The sequence below is a fragment of the Paenibacillus hodogayensis genome (assembly GCF_039536325.1).
Classification (GTDB): Bacteria; Bacillota; Bacilli; order Paenibacillales; family NBRC-103111; genus Paenibacillus_AB; species Paenibacillus_AB hodogayensis.
Genome location: NZ_BAAAYO010000010.1, coordinates 65,503 through 88,129, shown reverse-complemented (window position 1 = coordinate 88,129; position 22,627 = coordinate 65,503). Strand labels below are relative to the sequence as shown.

The following is a 22,627-nucleotide window of genomic DNA, read 5'->3' as shown; positions in this document are numbered from 1 at the left end:
GCCTTGTTTTGTTTTCCGGGAAGGACGCCCGTTTTGACCGAATCCCCTCTCCATGCTCAAAATAATAAGCATTTTGAAGCAGAAGGGGGAAAATGTATTCCATATGAACCGTCCTGTCGCCATAAGGCGGCTCCCCCCCTCCCAGCAATCTTCACAAGTCGGTGCGGGTCCATTAAAATGAGTAGGAAAAAGATGGATGGAGGCAGGAAAACATTCGCCGGTCTGGAACTGTATAGGTTGACAACGACATTATACGTAACCAGGGAGGAACACAGATGAAAGTATTGCGCTTTGGCGTTCTCGGAACCGGCAATATCGTGGGAAAAGGGGGACCTGCCTTAAGCCAAGCGGCAAACGGCGAATGGCTCGGCGTAGCCGGCCGGACGATAGAGAATAGCCGCAAGGCAGCCGAATTGTACGGCGTGCCGAGAGCCTATGCAGGCTATCGGGAGCTGCTGGACGACCCGGACATCGACGCCGTCTATATCGCTCTGCTCAACCATGTGCACAAGGAATGGGCGATCGAGGCAATTAAGGCGGGCAAGCATGTGCTGCTGGAGAAGCCGTTCGCGCTGAACGCCGAAGACGCCACGGAGATCGTGGAGCTGGCTTGTAAGCACGGCGTGCGGGCGGAAGAAGCGTTCATCTGGCGGACGATGGAAGGGCATCTGTATGCGCGGCAGGCGATACTTGACGGCAAAATCGGCGAGCCTGCGGTGTTTACCGGCAATTTCTCGTTCCAGGCCTCTGCCCAGAGCACCCGCATGAACGCCGATTGGGGCGGTGGAGCGCTGTACGACGTAGGCTGCTATCTCGTCTCCTGGAGTCGCTTTCACTTCGGCGAGGAGCCGGAATACGTCGATTCGCAGATGATGCGCAGCAGCGCTGACGGCGTCGATGTGCGTTTTGCCGGCACGCTGCTGTTTCCGGGCGGCGGAGTGGCCCATATGACGGGCGCCCTCGACCTGCCTTACGGCTGCGGCTATCGCATCCGGGGTACGGCCGGGGAACTGGAAGTCAAACAGTACGCCGACGCGCGGACGATTACGCTGGAAGTAACTGTAAATGGAGACACGACATCGTTCACGACAAGCCGGGTAGAGCCGTTCCGCCTGCAAGCGGAAAACTTCGCCGCTCTGGTGCTAGCCGGACGCGCGATGGAAGATCGCGGCCTGCCCATCCTTACGCAAGCGCGGGCAATGGACGCGCTATTCGAATCGGATAAGCGCGCCTCCCGTATCAAGCTCTGACCCTGTCCGCCAGCAAGCGGGACCATGGGCCGCACAAGGGGGAACACAAGCGTGGAAAACGCGGGTGACTTCAAGAAGACGCTCGATCCGGCCAACAAGAGACTGGTCCGCCGGTATTTGCAATTCGTCAAGCCGTACAGGTACTACCTGTTGGCGATCGTCATTCTGGGCCTGCTGCAGTTCATCGTTCCGCTCACCGGACCGTGGCTGATGAAGATCATGATCGACGACGTGCTCGGCCAGGCCGATTCCGGCTGGTCGCTCGGACAGATCGTGACGATTTTCGCCTCGCTGTATGTGATGAGCGTCATCGTGACATTCATACGCAACAACGTCATGTCGCGGCTCGGCAGCCGCATGGTAGCCGGCATCCGGCGCCAGCTGTACGAGCATATCCAGAAGATGTCGCAGCGCTTTTACGACAGCAGACAAGTCGGAAGCATTTTATCCAGGGTGATCAATGACGTCAACGGGGCGCAAAATCTGGTCGGCTCGAACGTCATCAACGTCGCCTTCGACCTGATTATGGTCGTCTTCGCCGCTTTCTTCCTGTTCTCGTTAAGCTGGAAGCTCGCGCTGCTCTCATTATGGATATTGCCGATTTACTACCTGAGCTTCACGAACCTGAACGTGCGTATCCGCTTTGCGTCCCGCTCCGTCAACCGCCAGATGGAGCGCATCTCAGGGGTGCTGGTGGAACGCATATCGGGGATGAAGATCGTCCAGTCGTTCAACCGCGAGCAAACCGAACTGGAGAGGTTCGACAAGCAGTCCGACCAGCACGTCAACCATTCGATGTCCACCCAGATCCTGTCCAATACGTTGGGGCGCATCTCCCAGACGGTAGGCTACTCCGGGACGCTGATCACGTGGTCGGTAGGCGGCGCGCTCGTCCTGAAGGGAGAGCTGTCGATCGGCTCGCTGATCGCCTTCAACGGCTTTCTCGGCCAGCTCTACGGGCCGATCCAGCGATTCGCCGAGGTCAACGTGACGATTCAGAACGCCATGACGAACATCGAGCGCATATTCGAGGTGCTGGACATCGAGCCCGATGTGAAAAATGCCGACAATCCGCTGCCGCTTCCGGTATGCCGCGGCGATATCCGCTTCGATAACGTCTCGTTTACGTACGAGACGGAGCTTCCTGTGTCCAAAAACGGCAAAAGCTTCGATCCGGACATTGTCGAACGGCAAAAGCCGCCGAAATCGTTCTATTGGATTCCGCCGAAAACGAAGCCGGACCCGCTGCCGACGACGACCGAGTCGCGGATAGCGCTGGAAAACATCAGCTTCCACGCCAAGCCCGGCCAGGTGATCGCCCTTGTCGGACCGAGCGGCGCGGGCAAGTCGACGCTGATCAACTTCATCCCGCGCTTTTACGACGTGGACGAGGGCGCCGTTTATTTGGACGGGCGAAACATTAAGGATTACGACATGCACGACCTGCGCAAGCAAATTGCGGTCGTTTTGCAGGATAACATTTTGTTCTCGGGCACCGTTTACGAGAACATCGCCTATGGACGTCCGGACGCTCCCGTGCAGGACGTGTACGAGGCGGCGAAGGCGGCGAACGCCCACGAGTTTATCAGCAAGTGGGAGAAGGGCTACGACACGGTGATGGGCGAGCGCGGGGTGCGCCTGTCCGGCGGTCAGAAGCAGCGGCTCGCCATCGCCCGCGCCCTGCTGAAGGACCCGCGCATCCTGATTCTCGACGAGGCCACGTCGGCGCTCGACGCCGAGTCCGAGGAGCTGGTCACCGAGGCGCTCAACCGTTTGATGAAAAACCGCACGACCTTCGTCATTGCCCATCGCCTGGCGACCGTCGTGCGTGCGGATCAGATCATCGCCATGGACAACGGGCGGATCGCCGAAACCGGCACGCACGAGCAGCTGCTGCGCAAGGGCGGCTTGTACAAGGAGCTGTACGAGAAGCAGTTGAAGGCCATGCGGCCAACCGAAATCAAGCAAATGCTGCTCTCGTAGGAGCGGGAAGGAAGATAAGGTGTGAGCGGACCCGGTCTGACATGGAAACGAAATTTGCTGGAGAGGAAGCCCGTTACCGTAGTCGCTTACGGCGACAGTTGGACTTACGGCAGCGTCGCCGAAGGCTGGCACGAGGCGAGAGAGAACGGCCTGAACCCGGATCTGATCCACGGTTCATGGGTATCGCAGCTAAGAAGACATTTGCAACAGATGAACGAGCGTGCTACGGTGCACAATTCGGGAAAAGGCGGCTGGACGAGCGCGCAAGGGCTGGACGGGTTCGACAAAGGAGTTGGCGAGCTGAAGCCGGATTTGCTCATTTTGAATTTCGGCATTAACGACTGGAGGAAGCCGATATCGGTTGAAGCATACCGGGCAAACATCGAGCTCATGCTGGAAAAGGCGGAAGCGATCGGGTGCGCCAGCCTGCTGTGGACGAGCGGACCGGTATCGGCCGTATCGGGCGAAACGTACGGCTGGAAACAGCCTTTGGAGGACACGGCCTATCCGGAGCCGTTCGCCCGGTACAACGATACGCTGCGGTCGATCGCAGCCGAGCGGGGCTTGCTTCTGGCGGATGCGGAGAAGGATATCCAATCGGTATGGCGATCGGGAACCGACATTTCCGGCTGGTTTTACGATTCCTTCCACTTTACTCAGAACGGTCATGACCATCTGTTCCGCTCCATACGGAGCAAGCTGGACGAAGTTGTGATCGACGAAATTTAAACCGAAACCTTCGCCGTATGCCGTCCAAGGACGTTGCGGCGAAGGTTTTTAATATTTGACAATGATAATCATTATCACATAAACTGATAGCAGGATAACGATTCCGCCGCAAGGAAATAATGGAGCATACACGATACACGGGAGGGACTATAGCGATGGAATACAGAATCGAGAAAGATACGCTGGGCGAAGTGAAGGTTCCCGCGGACAAGCTATGGGCGGCGCAAACCCAGCGCAGCTTCGAAAACTTCAAGATCGGCGGGGAGTTGATGCCGATCGAGCTGATCCGCGTCTTCGCTCTGCTGAAGAAAAGCGCCGCGCTGGCCAACCGCAAGCTAGGCAAGCTCGGCGAAGAGAAGGCAGCGGCGATCGTGGCGGCTGCGGACGAAATAACCGGCGGGCGCTGGGACGACCAGTTTCCGCTCGTCGTCTGGCAGACCGGAAGCGGCACGCAGTCCAATATGAACGTCAACGAAGTGATCGCCAACCGCGGCAATCAGCTGCTGGCGGAACAGGGCAGCGAGCAGCGCATTCACCCGAACGACGACGTGAATAAGTCGCAAAGCTCCAACGACACGTTCCCGACGGCGATGCACGTCGCGGCCCTGCTGGCGGTGGAGAACAACGTGCTGCCGGCGATCGCCAAGCTGAAGGAGACGCTGCGCGGCAAGAGCGAGGCGTTCCGCGATCTGATCAAGATCGGCCGGACTCATCTGCAGGACGCGACCCCGCTGACGCTCGGCCAAGAGATCAGCGGCTGGCAGCGGATGCTGGAGAAGACCGAAGGGATGGTCCGTCAAAGCGCCGAGGCGCTGCGGGAATTGGCCATCGGCGGCACGGCCGTAGGAACCGGCATCAACGCGCACCCCCGTTTCGGCGCCCTTGTGGCCGAGGAGCTGGGCGCATTGACCGGGACGGCGTTCTCCTCGGCGGACAACAAGTTCCACGCTTTGACGAGCCACGACGAGCTGGTCTACGTGCACGGCGCACTCAAGGCTCTCGCCGCGGATCTGATGAAGATCGCCAACGACGTGCGTTGGCTGGCCAGCGGCCCGCGCAGCGGTCTTGGCGAGATCTCCATTCCTGAGAACGAGCCGGGCAGCTCGATTATGCCGGGCAAGGTGAACCCGACGCAAAGCGAAGCGCTGACGATGGTCGTCTGCCAGGTGATGGGCAACGATGCGGCGATCGGCTTCGCCGCGAGCCAGGGCAATTTCGAGCTGAACGTGTTCAAGCCGGTCATCATTTACAATTTCCTGCAATCCGCCAGACTGCTGGCCGACGCGATGCATTCGTTCAACGATCATTGCGCCGTAGGCATCGAGCCGAACGAGACGGTCATTCGCCATCATATGGAGCAATCGCTTATGCTTGTCACCGCGCTGAACCCGCATATCGGCTACGAGAAGGCCGCCCAGGTGGCGAAGAAGGCGCATAAGGAAGGGCTGACGCTGCGGGAAGCGGCGATCGCAAGCGGTCTCCTCTCCGGCGAGCAGTTCGACCAGGTCGTTCGTCCCGAACAGATGATCGGCCCGAAGGAGGAGTGAGCTTATCATGTGGAACGCCCTTCCCATTACCGGGGATTTGTACGGCTTTCAGCTGGAGCATAGCTATGCCAAGCCATGGACGGCCACAGTCGCCGTCCGGCAGTCGGAGGACGATCTGGAGCTGTCTGCGGACGTTTTTCTGTTCGATCTAAAGGATAAGGAGCCGTACGAGGAGCTGATCGAAGCGATACGGCGCTTCTCGATGAAGCTCAAGCGGGATACGGGCAAGCATACATGCCGCTTGACCGTCCGCTGCAAAGGACTCGCCGATGAAAGCGGCGATCTGCCGCTGCTCGTCTCGAGTTCCCCCGACGGCTCCCTGCTGATCGACGTCGAATTTTCCGAGGCGCTGTAATTCACCGTCGTTTCCGCCGCATGGATATGAAATCCACTTCCAAGATGGTACAATGAAGGGGGATTGCCAGCATGATGGGGAGGGAACGGTAGTGGATTCTGCGGATCATGCAACCGTGCTGATCGTCGAGGATGACAACGAAATCCGCGAGCTGCTCAGGCTCTACTTAAGTAAAAACGGCTTTGTGACCGTCGAAGCGGTGGACGGGCTGTCCGCATTGCGCGAATTCGAGGAAACGCAGCCCAGTCTGGTCCTGCTCGACATTCAACTGCCGGGGATGAGCGGTCTGGAAGTCTGCGAACAAATACGCAGCGTCTCCAACGTTCCGATCGTGTTCGTCAGCGCGCGCGGCGAATCGGAGGATATCGTCCACGGGCTGAATCTGGGGGCGGACGACTATATTCCGAAGCCATTCGATCCGGCGGTGGTGGTTGCCCGGGTGAAGGCGAACATGCGCCGTGCGCCCATCTATCGCCGTTACCAGAATTCGGCGGTCGGCACAAGAATGGCCGAGCAGACCATACCGGTCGAAGGAATTTATATCGATTCCAAAAAAATGACCGTCCATGCGGACGGCGAGGAAGTGCGGCTTTCGGCGAAGGAGTTTCAGCTTCTTGCGTACATGGCCAACCGTCCGGGCGAAGTATTCTCCGCCTCCGAACTGTACGAGCAAGTATGGGGGAGGGACAGCAACGACGATCCGCGTACGGTGATGGTGCACATTTACAATATGCGCAAGAAGCTGGAGCATAACCCTGCCGAGCCGCGCTATATCGTCAGCGTACGGGGTATGGGCTACCGGTACGAAGGAGCTAGTCCCCGCTGACCGCGCCCCGCTCGTGAAAGCCAGTCGGATCATCCACGGGAACGCCCTCCCAAGGTCCGGCACGGCGTTTGTCCCGATCGGGGCTATGGCGAATCGGTCCGATAAGGCGACCGGAAGCCGAATACGGTAATATCGTCGCGCTGCGGCTCCGCCCCCCGATACTCCGCCAGCACCTCCTCCAGCAGAAGCTTCTGCCGCTCCGGCGGTAAATGGGCGTTGGCCTCCAGCCAGCGCTTCAGCCGGGTTTTCCCGAACGAATAATCTTTCTCTCCTCCGTTCTGATCCGTCAGGCCGTCCGTAGCGATATATAGTCTATCGTCCGGGGCCGTTTCGACGTGCGCGGCGATGAACGCGTAATCGTCGGGCGTCTTCCGGTAGCCGGGCGATTTGCGGTTCCCCTCGATCTCCACCAGTCCTTCAGCCTTCCTGATATAAAGCGAACATCCCGCCCCTGCATACGTTACGCCCCGCTCCGTCAACAGACATAGCCCGATATCGAGACCGTCGTCGGTCAAGCCTTCCTTGCCTATCTGATTCAGCGTCCGCTTGATCGAACGGTTCAGCTGCGACAGCACGTCGGCCGGCTCGCACGTACCGCCGCCCTTGACGATCTGGTCCAGCATGGACACCGTCATAATGGACATGAACGCGCCCGGCACGCCATGTCCCGTGCAATCCCCGACGGCTACGAGCACGCCTTCCCGCACTTGCCGGACCCAGTAAAAATCGCCGCCTACGACGTCTCGCGGTTTCCATAGCACGAAATGATCGGGAAGCGCCGCGGCAAGCTCGGCGGCCGACGGAAGCACGGCTTGCTGGATGCGGCTGGCATAATCGATGCTGTCGAGCATCTTTTCGTTTTGTTCGGCCAGCTCCTTCGTCCTCAGCGCGATTTGCCGTTCCAGCTCCACATTGAGGGTGACGGCCCGCTTGTACGGGTCGGCAAGCCGGCGCGACGTGTAGCTGAAGAAGAAGAGCACGGAGAATACGGCGATTCCTACGGCGGCTGCCGTCTGCCCCTGAATCGTTTTGAGATACGAAATCGCCTCGTTCCGGTCCACGGAGACGACCAAGGTCCAACCGGTGGAAGGAACCGGCAGCAGGATCAGATCGTTCATCCGGCCGTTCTCGCCCTTGTAGTCCAACACGCTCTGCTCTTGGTCCAGCTTGGCGATCACTTCCCGCGCCGTGTCGGAAGGCAGAAAGTCGGCGATATTTTTGCCGTTCTGATCGAGCTCTTCCGACAAATAAATCCTGCCGGTGGAATCGGTCAGCCACAGACTGCCGTATTCGCCGTATTTGTAATCGGCGAACTTGGCGGACATATCGCGCAGGCTGAAGCCGACTCCGACGATGGCAATCGGCTTGCCTTCGGCTTGCATCAAAGCGTTGACGAATACGGACGTATCCTGCCGCTCTGCATTGTAATCGATCGAAAGGTCGAGCGTCTTGCCGGTTTTCAAATAGTCGTAATACCATTTGTCGTCAGGGTCTTCAGGGGACATGATGTCGATGAGCTTGCCGTTCTCCGCGTAATAATGGCCGGCTGGAGCGGTCACGATAAAGCTGTTGTCGTATTGAAGCTCCTTGTTCAGCGCGCTCAGCTTGTCCATGACGGCCCGCTCGCTGCCGTCCTGCTTCTCCCCGCCGACAATCCATTGCTTCACTTCATGGTCGTTCGCCATAAGACGCGACGTCTCCAGCGCCCGCTCGATCGTGCCGCTGATTTTGGCCGAGATCGAGCTGCCGATATAGACGAGATCGTTTTCTTTCAGCTTTTTGACCGATTGCCCTCTCGTAATGGCGTAGGATATCGCGCCGATCAAAATAATCGAGACGACGAGCAGAACGGCTGCGAACGCCGACACTTTGGCGACGCTGGAATCGTATAACGGATGATGGCGGAAGGCCGAACGACTGGAGGGTCCGGTTTCCTTCATGCTACTCGACCTCTTGGGCGGTAATGACAAAGGGCAGGCTCAAATCTTCCTTCAGCTCTTCTGCGCATTCGAATTCGCTTTCGTTGTCGGGGTTGCATATCCATCTGACGCGAATCGAGTGCCCGTCCGCGTAAGCGGTATCCAGCTTGTCCAGCACCATCATGAGGCATTTCGTGCTGCTCGTGTTCATGTACGGAATCTGGAACTCGGCGACCGTCTCCGTCTCCCGGGGCAGCTCGGCCAAATAAGCGGAAAGCCATTCCAGTATAGGCTCGTAAAATTTGAACGCGTTTTCCGGATAAGATTGCCCGCTGACGAATAATCGGTTGGCGATCGGATCGAAATCGACGGCAGGGGAGCTTTTCGTTCCTTCAATACGATATGGTAGCATCTGCATCACTCCTATACGATCGCTTTCAATGTGAAAAACGATAAATGACCGTCCAGCTCGGTTACGGTATATTCCAGCGGCTCGCGCGATTTGCGGGCGATGTCGATGAGTCCGACTCCCGCGCCGGTGCAGCCGGTGGGCGGGTCCTCGCGCAGCTTTTCCTTGTATAGCCGCCGCAGAGCCGTCTTATCCAGCGGAACGAGGGCGTCGATGCGGGAGACAAGCGTGCCCAGCTCGGTATTGTCCACGACATTGCCGGAGCAGACGTAATAGCCGCCGGCCGTCTTCCCGATCGTGACGATGCACGAATTTGCGATCGTGTCGGAGAAGGGGCTTTGCTCCTTGACGGAGCAGTAGTTTTTAATGTTCTGCGTCTGCTCGATAAAAATCGAGAAAATATCGAAAATTTCGTTGCGCGGACGCTGCTCCGTCTCTAGATAAGATTTGACGGCCGTCCCGTATTCTTCAATCAAGCCTTGGGACAGGCGACCGGCAAAACTGATCAGGATGCCGTTGTCGCGCAGCACGTTCTGGATGTGAAGTAACGTATGGATCATGCGGCGTTCCTCCTTGGACTCATTTAGATGCAAGCTTGTCTGATCACCGGCGCGGGTCGTCCTCCAGAAACCCGCATATATCGTAAGCCGGCAGCGAAAAATGAAAGCGGCTGCCGTGTCCCGGTTCGCTATCCGCGCCGATCTGCCCGCCGTGCCGGCCGATAATTTCCTTCGAGATGGCAAGCCCGAGGCCGGCCCCGCTGTCTTCCGCTTCGCCTTGCGGCCGCCGGGCGCGGAAGAAGCGTTCGAATAAATAAGGCATGTCTTCGGGATCGATTCCTTCGCCAGTGTCATCCACGGTCAACGTAAACCAGAAACGGTCCGCATCCCGGTCGATATCGGGGAGGAACAACGTTGCCGCCTTCGGAGCGACGCGCGAAAGACGGCCGGCTATGCGGATCGTGCCGCCCGCCGGCGTAAATTTCAAGGCATTGTCCAGCAAGTTCGTCACCACCTGCTCGATCCGGATTGCATCGATATGGACGACGATCTCGTCCGGGTGCAAGTGGCCCCTCGCTTCCACATGCAGCTCCGGCTCGACGATCAGCTCGACGCCCTGCCGGCTCGCTTCCAGCGCGTGCTTGCCCTGCAGGGAAGCGTACCATTGCCGCAAGGGAACGTCTTTATAATGAAGCGGAAGCCGGTTCGCCTTCAAGGTTGATAGCTGGAACAGATCGGCGATAAGCTGATTGATCGTCAGCAGCTTCTGGTAGATCATCGTCAAATAGGCGGCATCGGGCTGAATGACGTCGTCCAGAAAAGCTTTGACATACCCTTGCACGGACGTAATCGGGGTACGCAGTTCATGCGAGATATCCGAGATCAGCTGCCTGCGCAGCTGCTCCAGGTTGTCCAGCTCCGCCTTGGCCAGCTTCACCTCCTGCTCGCGCTCCTTCAAGGTTCGGCCTTGAATGTCGCTGATGCGAGATAGCTTCATCGTCGTTTTCAGCAGCTTTTCGTAATCTTTGACAAGCTGCTCCATTTGGGGCCTTTCCGGAGGCTTGCCAGCCGCCAATTCCGATTTGGCGGCGTCCAGGATGCGAAGCTCCTCGGAAAACACGTCCTGCTCGGATAGTGCGCCGAAGTCCACCGTACGTCCCTCCCGTAATCCGAATGTGACAATTATAGCATAGCGTTAAGAAAACATTTAGAAATTCCGGGCATAAAACTTAAACTTCGGTCTGTATACTTTGTAAAAGGGACGTACAGGCCGTTTCGGCGGAGACCGGGACGCGAACTGGACCTAGGTACGGGAACGAATACGCCGACGGTCTGTATCGAAGAGCGGCCCGGAGGCGTTATGATGAAGCCATAAGCTATTGAATGGGGCGTGTGAAGAAGATGAATGGAAAAATATTGTTGTTGTCCGGGCCCTTTGGCGAAGGCCATAAACAAGCGGCGCAGGCACTGCTGGAAACATGCGAATTGACCCGACCGGATACGGAGCCGGTTATCGTCGATTTTATCGAATGGACGCTTCCGCGGCTGCACGGCATCAGCAAGACCGTCTTTCATCAAGGCGTGCAGAAATTTCCTTCCGTCTACGGTTACTTGTTCCGTCATACCCGCAAAGGGACGGCATTGTCCTCGATGAGCAGCCGGCTGCGCTGGTACGGCCTGAAGCGCATCGTCAAGCTGCTGGAGGAAGTCCGCCCGACAGTCGTCGTCAGCACCTTCCCGCTTGCCGCCGCCGCCATGTCGGCGCTGAAGCTCGCCGGGATGACGGACATTCCGACGGTAACCGTCATCACCGACCATACCGACCACAGCTATTGGGTTCAACCGGGAACGGATTTATATATTGTCGGCTCGGAAAAGGTACGCCGCGGACTGCTCAAGTCCGGCGTGCCGGACAGCCGCATCGAAGTGACGGGCATTCCGGTCCGCCCGCCGTTCAGCACAGGCGCGATAGCTGCAGATCGCCCGGCACTGCGCGCCGGGCTCGGTCTTGAGGTCGACAGGCCCGTGCTGCTGCTGATGGGCGGCGGGTACGGCATGATGAACGAAGGGATCGTCCGCCTCATGATCGAATCGGCCAAAAACCGCGCGCTGCAGGTCGTTGTCGTCTGCGGGCACAACGAGAAGCTGAAGCATAAGCTGGAGGAGCGGCTGCAAGCCGAAGTGCCGGGCCATGATGTGAAAATTACCGGATTCGTCCGTAATATGGAGCAGTATATGGGGGCGTCCGATCTGATCGTGACCAAGCCGGGAGGGCTTACGACGTCGGAGGCCATCGCCATGCGGCTGCCGATGGTGCTGTATCGGCCGCTGCCCGGGCAGGAAGAAGATAATGCCGAATTTTTGACCGGCTCCGGGGTCGCCTTGCGCGCGGAAGACGAAAGCCAACTGCTGAGCCTGGTGGCGAGCCTGCTGCGGCACAAGGGGCGGCTTGAGGAAATGCGTGGCTTTATGGACGCGATGCATACGGAAACGGCTTCCTACCGGGCGTTGGAGGCCATTGTGATGGCTCGGCATATGCCGGTTGCGTCTTGGAAGAACGCAGTGTTCCGCATGGGCGTCTGACGAGTTTCCGAAGGTGTCGCGAGAAGACGGTAGCCCCTATAGGCCGATGTCCCGGCACGACTGCCGGCTCCCGACATACAATGGAGGAGAAGTCCGACGATGATGGGAGCTTGATTTCATGCCCTGGAGCGTGTTGGTGCTTGTCCTGTTCATTTTGCTGGTGATCGTGCTCATGGTTTGCGTATAAAGCGAATAAAGAACAGCGGCAAACAGCCGCCAGAACCCCGAAGCGGGATGACTGGCGGCTGTTTGCGATGCTTGGAGTGCGGATTAGAAGCCTTTGTATTGAGGCTCTTCGTTTTCCAATTGCGAGACGCGGGAGCTGATTTGGTCGACGACTTGCTGCGTCGTTTGAGCGCAAGACGTAAATACGTTTTTGGCGTCCTGATTTTGCGTGCTGAGAGCGAATTGCTCCAAGCTCGCTTGCGCGCTTTTCAAAGAAGCGAGACAAGTTTTGACTTGAGCTGCTACTGTCATGTTCCATTCACCTCCCTTTCCAACACATACTATTCCCATTTTTTCAGCTCTCATATCTGTAAAAAATTTACACGTAAAGCAACCGTTTCTTTTACTAATAATAAGGGTGTCGAACAACAACGATCACATATCTAATACAGAAAGAACCGGTGAGAACGATGATGCCGCATTGGATTCACATTGTATGGAGGTCCGCCGCCGCCCTTGCGGTGATGTTCCTGATGACCCGGCTGCTGGGCAAAAAGCAGCTCTCCCAGTTAAATTTTTTTCACTATATCGTAGGAATTACACTCGGTGAAGTGGCGGGCTTTATTTCCCTGGAGGTCGAAAGCCATTTTATGCTGGGCGTCGCGGCTATTCTCGTCTGGACGCTGATCCCGCTCGGGATGGAAAAGCTGTCTCTCAAAAGCAAGCTCGTTCGCGACTGGTTCGACGGGAAAGGGACGGTGCTGATCAAGGACGGCAAAGTATTGGAGGACAATCTGAAAAAGTCGATGTTCACGTCGGACGAGCTGCTTGAGGAGTTGCGCAAAAAGAACGCGTTCCGCGTCGCCGACGTCGAATTCGCCGTGCTTGAGACGGACGGCAACGTCAGCGTCATGATGACCAAGGAAAACCAGCCGCTAACGCCCAAGAGTTTGGGAATTCGCGTTCCCAACGAGCAGGAGCCGCAAACGGTCATCATGGACGGCGAGATGATGGACGAGCCGTTGGCAACGGCCGGTTTCAGCCGCGGATGGCTGGGCACCGAACTGGAGAAACTAGGCGTTGCGATCGAAAACGTCTATCTGGCTCAGGTCGACGGCTACGGACAACTGACCGTGGATCTGTACGACGACCAGATCAAGGTGCCCGAGCCGAGCCAGCGCGAAGTATTGTGGGCGACGCTGCGCAAGTGCGAGGCCGACCTCGAATTGTTCGCGCTGGCGACGGATCAGAACAAGCCGAGAAAGCTCTATGAGAGCTGCGTCAAAAGAATGCAGGGCGTGATCGAGGAAATCGAGCCCTATTTGAAGCGTTAAAAAAGGCAAGCGATATCGAAGTAAAAAGGAGCAATGCGCATGGCATCGATGGCCGCCCAAAAAAAGAAGAAGTTTACCCCGGTTCAGCAGGAATACCAGGCGCTCGCCAAAAAGAAGGAGCCTCCGCGGCCGGTCGTAAAAAACTGCCTGAGAGCGTTCGTCGCCGGCGGAGCGATCTGTCTGATCGGGCAGTTGCTGATGGAAATGTTCATTCATTATTTCGGCTTTACCGAGAAAACGGCGGGCAGCCCGACGGTGGCCGTGCTTATTTTTATATCGGTCGTGCTGACGTCTTTCGGCTTATACGACAAAATGGCCCAATGGGCAGGAGCGGGAACCGCCGTGCCGGTTACCGGCTTTGCCAACTCGATGTGCTCGGCGGCGATCGAGCACCGCAGCGAAGGGCTCGTTCTCGGCACGGGCGGCAACATGTTCAAGCTGGCCGGTTCGGTCATCGTATTCGGTACGGTGGCGGCCTTTGTCATCGGCATTATCCATATGCTGCTCGGTCTGGAGGGAGGCTGACCATGCTGACAGGACACCAGACATGGAAATTTGCCAGACCCCCCGTCGTCTTGTCGACCGCTACCGTTGTCGGCCCGGACGAAGGCGAAGGTCCGCTCGTCGACGATTTCGATATCGTTCACGGCGATCTGATGCTTGGGCAGGACAGCTGGGAGAAGGCGGAGCGGAAACTGCTCGAAGAATCGACCAAGCTTGCGGTGGAAAATGCCGGCCTGCAAAACGGAGACATCCAGTGCTTCGTGGCGGGAGATCTGATGAACCAGATTATATCGGCCACGTTTGCGGCCCGTACGCTGACCATGCCGTACCTGGGCGTATTCGGAGCCTGCTCGACCTCGATGGAAAGCTTGGCCGTGGCATCACTGCTCGTCAGCACGGGCTGCGCGAAGCATGCCATGGCCGCTACGGCAAGCCACAACTGCACGGTCGAGAAACAGTTCCGGTACCCGACCGAATACGGCTCCCAGAAACCGCCGACCGCCCAGTATACCGTTACCGGCTCGGGAGCGGCGGTACTCGGACTTGACGGGCACGGGCCGCGCATCACGTCCGCCACGATCGGCCGGGTCGTCGACATGGGCATCAAGGACCCGTTCAACATGGGGGCGGCGATGGCTCCGGCAGCGGTCGATACGATCCAGGCCCATCTGCGCGATCTCGCTATCGAGCCTGGGCACTATGACATGATCGTGACCGGTGATTTGGCGTCCGTCGGCTATTCCATCGCCTGCGAGCTGTTCGAGAAGCATCGCGTGCCGATCAAGCAGACGAACTATACCGATTGCGGCTTGCTCGTCTACGACGTGGAGAAGCAGTCGGTGCAGGCAGGGGGAAGCGGCTGCGCCTGCTCGGCGGTCGTTACGTACGGACATCTGCTGAAAAAGCTGCAAAGCGGGGAGCTGAACCGTCTGCTCGTCGTTGCCACCGGGGCTTTATTGTCCCCGCTTAGCTTCCAGCAAGGGGAAAGCATTCCGTGTATCGCGCACGCCGTTGCATTCGAGAGCGAAAGGAGCCGTTAAGATGGATCATTTTATGCAGTTCGTATGGGCTTTCATCATCGGCGGGGCAATCTGCGTCGTCGGCCAGCTGCTTATGGATGTCGCCAAGCTGACGCCGGCGCATACGATGAGCACGCTGGTCGTAGTCGGAGCGGTCGTGGACGGCATCGTGATCGGCGGCAAAAGCCTGTACGACCGTTTTATCGAATTTGCCGGCGCGGGCGCGACCGTGCCGATTACCAGCTTCGGCAATTCGCTCGTGCACGGCGCGCTTCAGGAGTACAAGCTGCACGGTTGGATCGGCATCATTACGGGGATGTTCGAGGTGACGAGCGCGGGCATATCCGCGGCGATAATCTTCTCCTTTATCGCCGCCACCTTCGTCAAGCCGAAGGGATGAAGGGGGGCGGGCATTTACCGCCCTTTTTTCGTGCTTAAGGCCGACGAAGCCGAACCCGGCGGGCTTTCCGACTTTGTTAGGGCGCCCTTTGGGCGCCCATGCCGGCCGCGCGCCGGGAGCAGGAAAAAGATTGGTCCGGCTGCCACAAATATAGTTTTGTAAGCGCGTTTACGGACGTGATATAATGACATCAATTGTTAACGAATCCGCGAACGGGTGCCGCGAAAGATTGGGAGAATGCATATGGGGAACTGGTGGAGCGTCGCCAAGGATTATTTAAAGCGGCGGTACGTGATGATCGTCCTGTCCGGCTGGCTCGTGCTGTTCATGGAGGCGCTGAGCCGCGACAAAGTTTGGGGGGCGATGGAATGGTCCGTGCTGCATATCCCTGCGCTGTTGCTGAACGGCCTATTTATTTTCGGGGCCTGGCTCGTCTTGACGGCTGCGACCGGCAAGCTCAGGCTTTCCTATTGGATCGTTTCGGCGATCGGCTTCGTTCTGGCGCTCATTACGGGAATCAAATCCAAAATGCTCGGGGTGCCGCTTTTGCCCTGGGATTTTGTGTTGACCGGCGAAGCGAGCGACATGGTCGAATATTTAAAAAATATTTTTACGTTTCAGCTGTTCGCCGATCTGATCGTATTTGCAGGAGTCGGCTGGCTTCTGTTGTACAAAACGGGCCATATCGTCAAAGTCTTTCATTGGAAAGAACGCGTTGCGCTTGCTACGGTCGCCGTCGCGTTGGTGCTGGTGGCCTATTCGGACAAGCCGCTGCCGGTCAAGAGCGCTTTTGGCATCAGCGCGATCAATTACGATCAGTCCGCCAACGTCGATACGAACGGCTGGCTGCTGGCTACGGTTATGAATCTCGAATATATGAGCATCAGCAAGCTGGAAAACTACGATATCCAAGCGGTTCATGCGATCGTCTCCAAATCCGGGACGCCGGTCGGCGGAGGGGCGGGCCTTACGGAGGAGATCAAGCCGAATATTATTGTCGTCTTGAGCGAATCGCTGTGGGACCCGACTCAATTGAAGGACGTGACGTTCAGCCGCGACCCGATGCCCTTCTACCACTCGTTAATGGAGACGTCTACGAACGGTACGCTGCTTTCGCCGCAGTTCGGCGGAGGGACGGCCAACGTGGAGTTCGAGGTGTTGACCGGCAATTCGATGCGGCTGCTGCCACAGGGGACAATCCCCTACAATCAGCATATTACCCACGAAGTCGACTCGCTGGCGAGCATCTTGGCGCGCCAAGGTTATTATTCCACGGCGATCAGTCCGTTTCACCGCTGGTATTTTAATAGCGACAAGGTTTACGAGAATTTCGGCTTCGCGCAATATATTCCGCTCGAGTTTTTCGATCCGGTCTACGAAGGTCCTTATATCGCCGACAACGAAGTGGCCAAGCTGATTATCAGGCAGACGGGCAAATCCAAGCAGCCCCAATTCGTCTTCGCCAATACGATGGAAAATCATTTTCACTATTACCCGGGCAAATTCGCCGAGAATACGATTCAGGTGGAAGGCGACTTTTCCTCCGATACCCGCGGCATGCTGGAAACGTACGCGCAAGGTGCCCAGGACGCGGACAATATGCTTCGAACGCTGGTTGAACATTACCGGGAACAGAGCGAGCCGACGATGATCGTCTTTTTCGGAGACCATCTGCCTTACTTGGGGGACGACTACAAGGCTTACCGGGACGCGAAATGGATTACGGGCGACAACGATCCGAATTTTCTGGATAAAATGTACCGGACCCCGGTCGTCGTGTGGAACAACTATTTGTCGGAGCCGAAAGAGAAGCTCGATATGAGCCCGGCGTTCCTCGGCCCTTATGTGCTGAATAAAGCCAACATTCCGGGCACGTATTATACGCAATTTTTGAGCGATCTGTATAAGCGCTCGCCGGTTATTCCGCCGAAAAATTATTACGCCCGGATGAAAGTGTCGGAGATGGACATGAAGCAGTACGAGATGCTGCAGTACGACATCTTGTTCGGCGACCGCTACGCCTACGGGGATCTGAAGAACAAAATCGTCAACCCGGACTATTTTCTCGGCCTGGGTCCGATCGAGATCGACCGGGTTACGCCGGATGCGCTCAAGAAAGGGTCGGAGACGGAAATTACCGTGACCGGCCAGAACATTCCGGCGCTCGCCAAGGTGTTCGCCGCGGGCAAGGCGCTGGAGACGAGGAGCAATCCGGAGGGAACGCTGAGCGCCAAAGTGCCGCCGGAAGCGCTCAAGGGCGGGAAAAGCGTCATTCAGGTGAAGGTGCTCGATTCCAAAAATATCGTCGTAGGCCAATCGAACACAGTAACGCTGCAAGTATATAAATAATAGGGACATTCGTTTCGAAGCCGGCTTCCCGTTTGGGAGGCCGGTTTTATTTTCGGGATTTATATTGAAACTTTTTACCGGTGCAAACGTATACACGTATATTCGCGTTTTTCGGCCTAAAGTTACTTTTTTCTAATGCTGAGGGGCTATACGAGGTTTTTTTATTCTTGTAGAATAGAAGATATACACCCAGAACCCCGTAAGCGATAACGATTTTCGCGAACGGCACAGACAAACTTTCCAACGGAACGGCACAACGGATCATAGAGAGGAGCAGGACGAGATGGATGCACTAATTATGGAAGATATGTCCATTTTAAAACAACTGAAAGCCAATTTGGAATCCTGCATTCTGGGGAAAGCCGCTGAAGTCGAATTGCTCTTGACCGCTGCGCTTGCCGGCGGGCACGTTCTGCTCGAAGACGTACCGGGAACCGGCAAAACGGTTCTGATTAAAGCGTTGGCCCGATCCGTGCAGGGTCAGTTCCGCCGCATCCAATGCAACCCCGACCTGCTTCCGACCGATATTACCGGTGTAGCGATATACCATCCGAAGCAGGAGACGTTTCTATTCCGGCCGGGCCCGGTCATGACCCATATTTTGCTGGCCGACGAAATCAACCGGGCCACGACCAAGACGCAGTCGGCGCTGCTCGAGGCGATGGAGGAGCATCACGTCACCGTAGACGGCGACTGTCATCCGCTTCCGACGCCGTTTCTGCTGCTGGCGACGCAAAACCCGATCGACTTCGAGGGCACGTACGTGCTGCCGGAAGCGCAGCTGGACCGGTTCATGCTGAAGTTCAGTCTCGGCTATCCCGATCACGAAACCGAGAAGAAGATGCTTTATGCCCAGGCGGGCGGCCATCCGGTCGAGCGGCTGGAACCGGTTGCAGACGTGAGCCGGATCGCCGATATGCAGCGGCGCGTGCGCGACGTGCACGTCGACGAAGCGGTGGCGGATTACGTCGTCACGGTTACCCGCAAAACCCGCGAGCATTCCTCCGTCTTTCTTGGCGCCAGCCCGCGCGCGACCATCGCGCTGCTTCAGGCCGCCAAGGCGCTTGCCTATTTGCGCGAACGCGATTACGTGATCCCCGACGATATTAAATATTTGGCGCCCTTCGTCCTCGGGCACCGGATGATTCTGCATTCCGAAGCAAGAATAGAAGGTTTGACCATCGATTCGGTATTCCACACCATCTTCCAACAAGTGCGTGTTCCGGTCCGTCTCGAAAAATAACGGGAGGGACACGGAAACGGGGTGAACATAGCGTATGGGCATATTCGCCAAATATTCGGCCCGCTTCTGGGGCATTGCATCATTATTCGCGTTCAGCTTCCTGTTCCTGTTGTTTCAGGGCGGCAAGCTCGCCTTTATGGTTTTTATCATCGTAGCCGTTTTGTGCCTGTATTTGGCTTTAAGCCGCTGGAGCGGCATCTCCAAGACGACGGGCGGACGGACGCTGCTCAATGCCGAGCATGAGGCGGTCGTAGAGGCCGGAACGTCGCTGGCCGTTCAAGTTCAAGTGCAAATTCCCGGCTTCTGGCCCGTGCCGTACGTCTCCGTCAAAGATCGACTTGTCCGCAGGGGCGGGGAAGAGCATGTGTTCGAGACGTTTCTCATTCCGGACTGGAAGAGACGAGGGGAAGTGTCGTACCGGACCCCGCCGCTGCGCAGAGGTTTTTACGAATTCGGGAATACGGATTGTGCAACGGAAGACATATTCGGGCTGTTCCGGCACAGAGGACGGCTCGAGCTGCCGTACACGTTCGGCGTGCTGCCGCAAAAGGTTCACATCCGCGATTGGAAGCAGCTGCACCAGCTGTTCCGCGGCATGCACCACCACTCCGCGACGACCCGTTCGCACCGGGAGACGACGCAGATCAACGGAGTACGCGAGTACATTTACGGAGATCGCTTGTCCCGTATTCACTGGAACGCCACCGCCAAGACCGGCACATGGAAGTCAAAGGAATTCGAGCGGGAATCGCTGCCGAAGACGGTTATTTTGCTCGATCGCAATATGCGCTCCTACAAAAACAAGGAGCATTTCGAGCTGGCCGTGTCGATTGCGGCTTCGCTCATCGATTACGCAAGCAGTCGCGATCTGGCGCTGGGACTTTTGTCGGTAGGCAAGGATTCGACTTATTTCGAGCCGCGGCTTAGCGCCAGCCATCAGAAGCTGATCGTCAATCATCTGATCGATGTGGAGCCCGACGGGCCGTATGCGCTGCTTGACGTGCTGAAGGACCGTTCACGCCTCTTTATGCCAGGCGTCTTCTTCACCGTCATCTCGCCCCAGCACGGGGAAGCGATGGCTCCGGCGCTTGGCTGGATCGAGCAGCGGCAGATGAACCCTTGTCACATCTGGGTGTGCAGCGACGTTCCCGCTGCCGAGCAGGATCGCTGGAAGCTGCACATGAAAGCTACGGGAACTATGGGCTATGCGATTGCCTCGCTTGACGATTTGGCGCTTTCGTTAGGAGGGCGATCATAAGATGAAGGAGCGTTTGTGGAGACGTTGGCTGCTGCAAGATTGGCCCGAACAGCTGACCGCGATTTTTACCGGCCTGTTCTTGCTACAGTTCGTGCAGTGGATTGCAAAGGAAGATCAGGTGTGGCTGGCGGAGACGGTAACGATCGTCAAGCTCACGCTGCTCGTCGTCTTCGTCGTGGAGCTTTTCCCCCGGCTGCATTGGGTCTGGAGACGGCTTCTGCAGGCCGCGGGCGTGCTGTTTGTGCTAGGGGCGATGCTGGATTATGCGCCGGTCGGTCGTTCCTTCCATTCGATTCGCGAATGGGGCGCTTTTTGGAATGATGTCGGAGGGCTGTTTCGCGACAATTTTATACAGCTCGCACCGTTTGTCTGGTTTTCCTTGACGGCTTGGCTGGTATCGCTTTTCGCCTTGTGGGCGATGAAGGTCAAATGGCGGATTATGGTCATTTTGGTCGTATCGGTAGGGGCGCTCGCCTTCCGCGATTCGTTCAGCTTTGTCGTCTTGTGGCTGCAGGTGGCGATGCTGATTTTCTGCGGGCTGTTCCTGCTCGTTATCCGCCATTTCGCCGGGCTGAAGAAACGAAACCCGGTCGGCTGGTCGAATTTATCCGACTACCCGTTGAACATTTCTTTGCCGATCGTGTTTCTGGTGTCGCTTGTCGTCTTTCTCGGGACGCTCGCTCCCGACGTAAGAGCGCTCGTTACCGATCCGTATACGTTGTGGAAAAATATCCGCGGCGAACAAATAACGTTTTTCAATAAAGGCTTCGGCACGACCTCCGTGCTGAGCGGCGACTCCTCGTCCGGTTACAGCCGGAACGACTCGTCGCTCGGCGGCGAATTCTCGTTCGACTATACCCCGGTCATGTCGGTCTCTACCTCGCACCGCAGTTATTGGAGGGGCGAGACGCGGTCGCTCTACACGGGCAAAGGCTGGATTATGAGCGACGTGGAGAGAAAGACGCCGCTGGTCGGGGTTGCCGCCGACACGCCGCTGCCGCAGGACCCTCGTCTTGCTCCGTCTTTGGGCAAGACGGTCGAGGTGACGCAGACGGTCACGGTGCTTGGCGAGACGGTTCCGGATTACCCGGTATTGTTCGGCGCGTATCCGGTCAGCAAGGTGCAGAGCATCTCGATCGGCGGAGCGGCCGCAAGCCTGGCCCCGCTGCAATGGTCGTCCCGGCTCGGCGAGCTGCGGTGGACGGGAACCGGACGTCAGGCTTATCCGCAATCGTACACGCTTACCTCCGAAGTGCCGGTCGTGGATGAGGCGGAGCTGCGCAAAGTGCCGTCGGAGCTGCCGACGCGCGCGGGACTGGAAGATTATTTGTTCCTTCCCGAGACGCTTCCGAATCGCGTCAAGGAGCTTGCCGTACAGGTGACGGCTTCCGGCACGAATATGTACGACAAGGTGAAGCTGCTGGAGCGTTATATGAGCACCACGTTTTCGTATACGAATACGCCGGATTTGAGCAAGGGTAAAAGCCGCGACTTCGTCGACCGCTTCTTGTTCGAGATCAAAGAAGGCTATTGCGACTACTATTCGACGTCGATGGCCGTTATGGCGCGCTCGCTTGGCATCCCCGCCCGCTGGGTGAAGGGCTATACGCCGGGAGCAAGCGCGATGATGGAAGAAATGATGAATTTCCCCGAAGAGATGCTCAACCCGGACGGCTCTGGAGACTACACCGTGCGCAATTCCGACGCGCATTCGTGGGTGGAAATTTACTTCCCCGGCTACGGCTGGATTCCGTTCGAGCCGACCGCCGGCTTTGCGCTGCCGACGTTCGTTCCTCAAGAGGAATTGAATGTGGAGCCGCTGCCTGCGACGACCGACGAGTCGACCGTGCCTGCAGAGGATACGGGCGTAGCGGTACCGAAAGCCGTAGGATGGGGAGCGGGGGCGGTTGCCGCCGCCATCGCTGGCATGTTCCTTTGGGTGAACCGCCGCAGCCTTCGCGGACTGCGTATGCTCGTTCCGGTCGGCCGGCAACTCGATGCCAACCAGAAGGCGGTGCTCGAATTCGAGCGGCTGCTGCGCTTTGCCAAGCGCAAAGGCTATGCTCGCTCGGAGCACGAGACTGCGCGCGAGACCGCCCAGCGCTGGATGAGCAAGGACAAGTGGCTGCAAAAGGATCTCGAATCGCTGCTGTTCTTGTTCGAGAAGGCCAAATACAGCGACGCGCGCATTACCGAAGACGAATTGTCGTCGATCGCGCGCACCGTCAGCAAGCTGCGTGAAGAGATGTAACGT

Annotated in this window: 20 protein-coding genes; 15 read left to right on the top strand and 5 right to left on the bottom strand. The window is 57.5% G+C overall.

Annotated elements, in window-relative coordinates; genetic code table 11:
- Nucleotides 1-275: 275 nt before the first annotated feature.
- From ABD796_RS19605 to ABD796_RS19580, 6 genes are all read left to right on the top strand, one after another.
- On the top strand, nucleotides 276-1,250 hold the full coding sequence (locus ABD796_RS19605) for a Gfo/Idh/MocA family protein (RefSeq protein WP_344910777.1): 975 nt from the start codon (nucleotides 276-278) through the stop codon (nucleotides 1,248-1,250).
- Between the two features lie 51 nt (nucleotides 1,251-1,301).
- Nucleotides 1,302-3,233, top strand: coding sequence for an ABC transporter ATP-binding protein (locus tag ABD796_RS19600; protein ID WP_344910775.1), 1,932 nt, complete (start codon nucleotides 1,302-1,304; stop codon nucleotides 3,231-3,233).
- Between the two features lie 21 nt (nucleotides 3,234-3,254).
- Nucleotides 3,255-3,962, top strand: a complete 708-nt coding sequence (locus ABD796_RS19595; RefSeq protein ID WP_344910772.1) for an SGNH/GDSL hydrolase family protein — start codon at nucleotides 3,255-3,257, stop codon at nucleotides 3,960-3,962.
- A gap of 155 nt (nucleotides 3,963-4,117) precedes the next feature.
- Entirely contained in the window at nucleotides 4,118-5,509 is a 1,392-nt protein-coding gene (gene fumC / locus ABD796_RS19590; protein ID WP_344910770.1) for a class II fumarate hydratase, read from the top strand.
- A 7-nt stretch (nucleotides 5,510-5,516) separates the two neighbouring features.
- Complete coding sequence (locus tag ABD796_RS19585; protein ID WP_344910768.1) at nucleotides 5,517-5,864, top strand: hypothetical protein; 348 nt, start codon at nucleotides 5,517-5,519, stop codon at nucleotides 5,862-5,864.
- Between the two features lie 91 nt (nucleotides 5,865-5,955).
- A complete protein-coding gene (locus ABD796_RS19580; protein ID WP_344910765.1) occupies nucleotides 5,956-6,690 on the top strand; it encodes a response regulator in 735 nt (244 codons plus the stop codon).
- A gap of 83 nt (nucleotides 6,691-6,773) precedes the next feature.
- Here the strand turns inward: ABD796_RS19580 and ABD796_RS19575 are convergent, their stop codons facing one another.
- Genes ABD796_RS19575 through ABD796_RS19560 form a run of 4 tightly spaced genes read right to left on the bottom strand, consistent with a single transcriptional unit; the run spans nucleotide 6,774 to nucleotide 10,668 of the window.
- A complete protein-coding gene (locus ABD796_RS19575) occupies nucleotides 6,774-8,630 on the bottom strand; it encodes a SpoIIE family protein phosphatase (protein ID WP_344910762.1) in 1,857 nt (618 codons plus the stop codon).
- 1 nt (nucleotide 8,631) lies between these two features.
- Entirely contained in the window at nucleotides 8,632-9,021 is a 390-nt protein-coding gene (locus ABD796_RS19570) for a DUF1987 domain-containing protein (protein ID WP_344910759.1), read from the bottom strand.
- A gap of 11 nt (nucleotides 9,022-9,032) precedes the next feature.
- The gene (locus tag ABD796_RS19565; RefSeq protein WP_344910757.1) at nucleotides 9,033-9,578 is read right to left on the bottom strand and encodes a SiaB family protein kinase; all 546 of its coding nucleotides are present in this window, start codon (nucleotides 9,576-9,578) and stop codon (nucleotides 9,033-9,035) included.
- Between the two features lie 43 nt (nucleotides 9,579-9,621).
- On the bottom strand, nucleotides 9,622-10,668 hold the full coding sequence (locus ABD796_RS19560) for a sensor histidine kinase (protein WP_344910756.1): 1,047 nt from the start codon (nucleotides 10,666-10,668) through the stop codon (nucleotides 9,622-9,624).
- Between the two features lie 251 nt (nucleotides 10,669-10,919).
- Between ABD796_RS19560 and ABD796_RS19555 the strand changes: the two genes are divergently transcribed.
- Entirely contained in the window at nucleotides 10,920-12,101 is a 1,182-nt protein-coding gene (locus ABD796_RS19555; RefSeq protein ID WP_344910753.1) for an MGDG synthase family glycosyltransferase, read from the top strand.
- A 270-nt stretch (nucleotides 12,102-12,371) separates the two neighbouring features.
- Here the strand turns inward: ABD796_RS19555 and ABD796_RS19550 are convergent, their stop codons facing one another.
- On the bottom strand, nucleotides 12,372-12,578 hold the full coding sequence (locus tag ABD796_RS19550; RefSeq protein ID WP_344910751.1) for a DUF1657 domain-containing protein: 207 nt from the start codon (nucleotides 12,576-12,578) through the stop codon (nucleotides 12,372-12,374).
- Between the two features lie 161 nt (nucleotides 12,579-12,739).
- Here ABD796_RS19550 and ABD796_RS19545 point away from each other — a divergent pair, with 161 nt between their 5' ends.
- From ABD796_RS19545 to ABD796_RS19510, 8 genes are all read left to right on the top strand, one after another.
- Nucleotides 12,740-13,600, top strand: coding sequence for a DUF421 domain-containing protein (locus ABD796_RS19545; protein WP_344912893.1), 861 nt, complete (start codon nucleotides 12,740-12,742; stop codon nucleotides 13,598-13,600).
- A gap of 48 nt (nucleotides 13,601-13,648) precedes the next feature.
- Nucleotides 13,649-14,125, top strand: a complete 477-nt coding sequence (gene spoVAC, locus ABD796_RS19540) for a stage V sporulation protein AC (RefSeq protein ID WP_344912891.1) — start codon at nucleotides 13,649-13,651, stop codon at nucleotides 14,123-14,125.
- Between the two features lie 2 nt (nucleotides 14,126-14,127).
- Nucleotides 14,128-15,144, top strand: coding sequence for a stage V sporulation protein AD (gene spoVAD / locus ABD796_RS19535; protein ID WP_344910748.1), 1,017 nt, complete (start codon nucleotides 14,128-14,130; stop codon nucleotides 15,142-15,144).
- A 13-nt stretch (nucleotides 15,145-15,157) separates the two neighbouring features.
- Nucleotides 15,158-15,523 carry a stage V sporulation protein AE gene (spoVAE, locus tag ABD796_RS19530; RefSeq protein WP_344912889.1) on the top strand — a complete coding sequence of 122 codons (366 nt, stop codon included), beginning with the start codon at nucleotides 15,158-15,160 and terminating at the stop codon, nucleotides 15,521-15,523.
- A 243-nt stretch (nucleotides 15,524-15,766) separates the two neighbouring features.
- Nucleotides 15,767-17,872, top strand: coding sequence for an LTA synthase family protein (locus tag ABD796_RS19525; protein WP_344910746.1), 2,106 nt, complete (start codon nucleotides 15,767-15,769; stop codon nucleotides 17,870-17,872).
- 283 nt (nucleotides 17,873-18,155) lie between these two features.
- Nucleotides 18,156-19,115, top strand: a complete 960-nt coding sequence (locus tag ABD796_RS19520) for an AAA family ATPase (RefSeq protein WP_344910744.1) — start codon at nucleotides 18,156-18,158, stop codon at nucleotides 19,113-19,115.
- 34 nt (nucleotides 19,116-19,149) lie between these two features.
- On the top strand, nucleotides 19,150-20,373 hold the full coding sequence (locus tag ABD796_RS19515) for a DUF58 domain-containing protein (protein WP_344910742.1): 1,224 nt from the start codon (nucleotides 19,150-19,152) through the stop codon (nucleotides 20,371-20,373).
- A gap of 1 nt (nucleotide 20,374) precedes the next feature.
- Nucleotides 20,375-22,624 (top strand): transglutaminase TgpA family protein, encoded by a 2,250-nt coding sequence (locus tag ABD796_RS19510; RefSeq protein WP_344910741.1) that lies wholly within the window; start codon nucleotides 20,375-20,377, stop codon nucleotides 22,622-22,624.
- The last annotated feature ends 3 nt before the right edge of the window (nucleotides 22,625-22,627 follow it).

Coding starts and splice junctions, on each gene's coding strand:
- ABD796_RS19605 (WP_344910777.1), top strand. CDS start 276: ATGAAAGTATTGCGCTTTGGCGTTCTCGGAACCGGCAATATCGTGGGA.
- fumC (WP_344910770.1), top strand. CDS start 4,118: ATGGAATACAGAATCGAGAAAGATACGCTGGGCGAAGTGAAGGTTCCC.
- ABD796_RS19585 (WP_344910768.1), top strand. CDS start 5,517: ATGTGGAACGCCCTTCCCATTACCGGGGATTTGTACGGCTTTCAGCTG.
- ABD796_RS19575 (WP_344910762.1), bottom strand. CDS start 8,630: ATGAAGGAAACCGGACCCTCCAGTCGTTCGGCCTTCCGCCATCATCCG.
- ABD796_RS19570 (WP_344910759.1), bottom strand. CDS start 9,021: ATGCTACCATATCGTATTGAAGGAACGAAAAGCTCCCCTGCCGTCGAT.
- ABD796_RS19565 (WP_344910757.1), bottom strand. CDS start 9,578: ATGATCCATACGTTACTTCACATCCAGAACGTGCTGCGCGACAACGGC.
- ABD796_RS19555 (WP_344910753.1), top strand. CDS start 10,920: ATGAATGGAAAAATATTGTTGTTGTCCGGGCCCTTTGGCGAAGGCCAT.
- ABD796_RS19550 (WP_344910751.1), bottom strand. CDS start 12,578: ATGACAGTAGCAGCTCAAGTCAAAACTTGTCTCGCTTCTTTGAAAAGC.
- ABD796_RS19545 (WP_344912893.1), top strand. CDS start 12,740: ATGCCGCATTGGATTCACATTGTATGGAGGTCCGCCGCCGCCCTTGCG.
- spoVAC (WP_344912891.1), top strand. CDS start 13,649: ATGGCCGCCCAAAAAAAGAAGAAGTTTACCCCGGTTCAGCAGGAATAC.
- spoVAD (WP_344910748.1), top strand. CDS start 14,128: ATGCTGACAGGACACCAGACATGGAAATTTGCCAGACCCCCCGTCGTC.
- spoVAE (WP_344912889.1), top strand. CDS start 15,158: ATGCAGTTCGTATGGGCTTTCATCATCGGCGGGGCAATCTGCGTCGTC.
- ABD796_RS19525 (WP_344910746.1), top strand. CDS start 15,767: ATGGGGAACTGGTGGAGCGTCGCCAAGGATTATTTAAAGCGGCGGTAC.
- ABD796_RS19520 (WP_344910744.1), top strand. CDS start 18,156: ATGGATGCACTAATTATGGAAGATATGTCCATTTTAAAACAACTGAAA.
- ABD796_RS19515 (WP_344910742.1), top strand. CDS start 19,150: ATGGGCATATTCGCCAAATATTCGGCCCGCTTCTGGGGCATTGCATCA.
- ABD796_RS19510 (WP_344910741.1), top strand. CDS start 20,375: ATGAAGGAGCGTTTGTGGAGACGTTGGCTGCTGCAAGATTGGCCCGAA.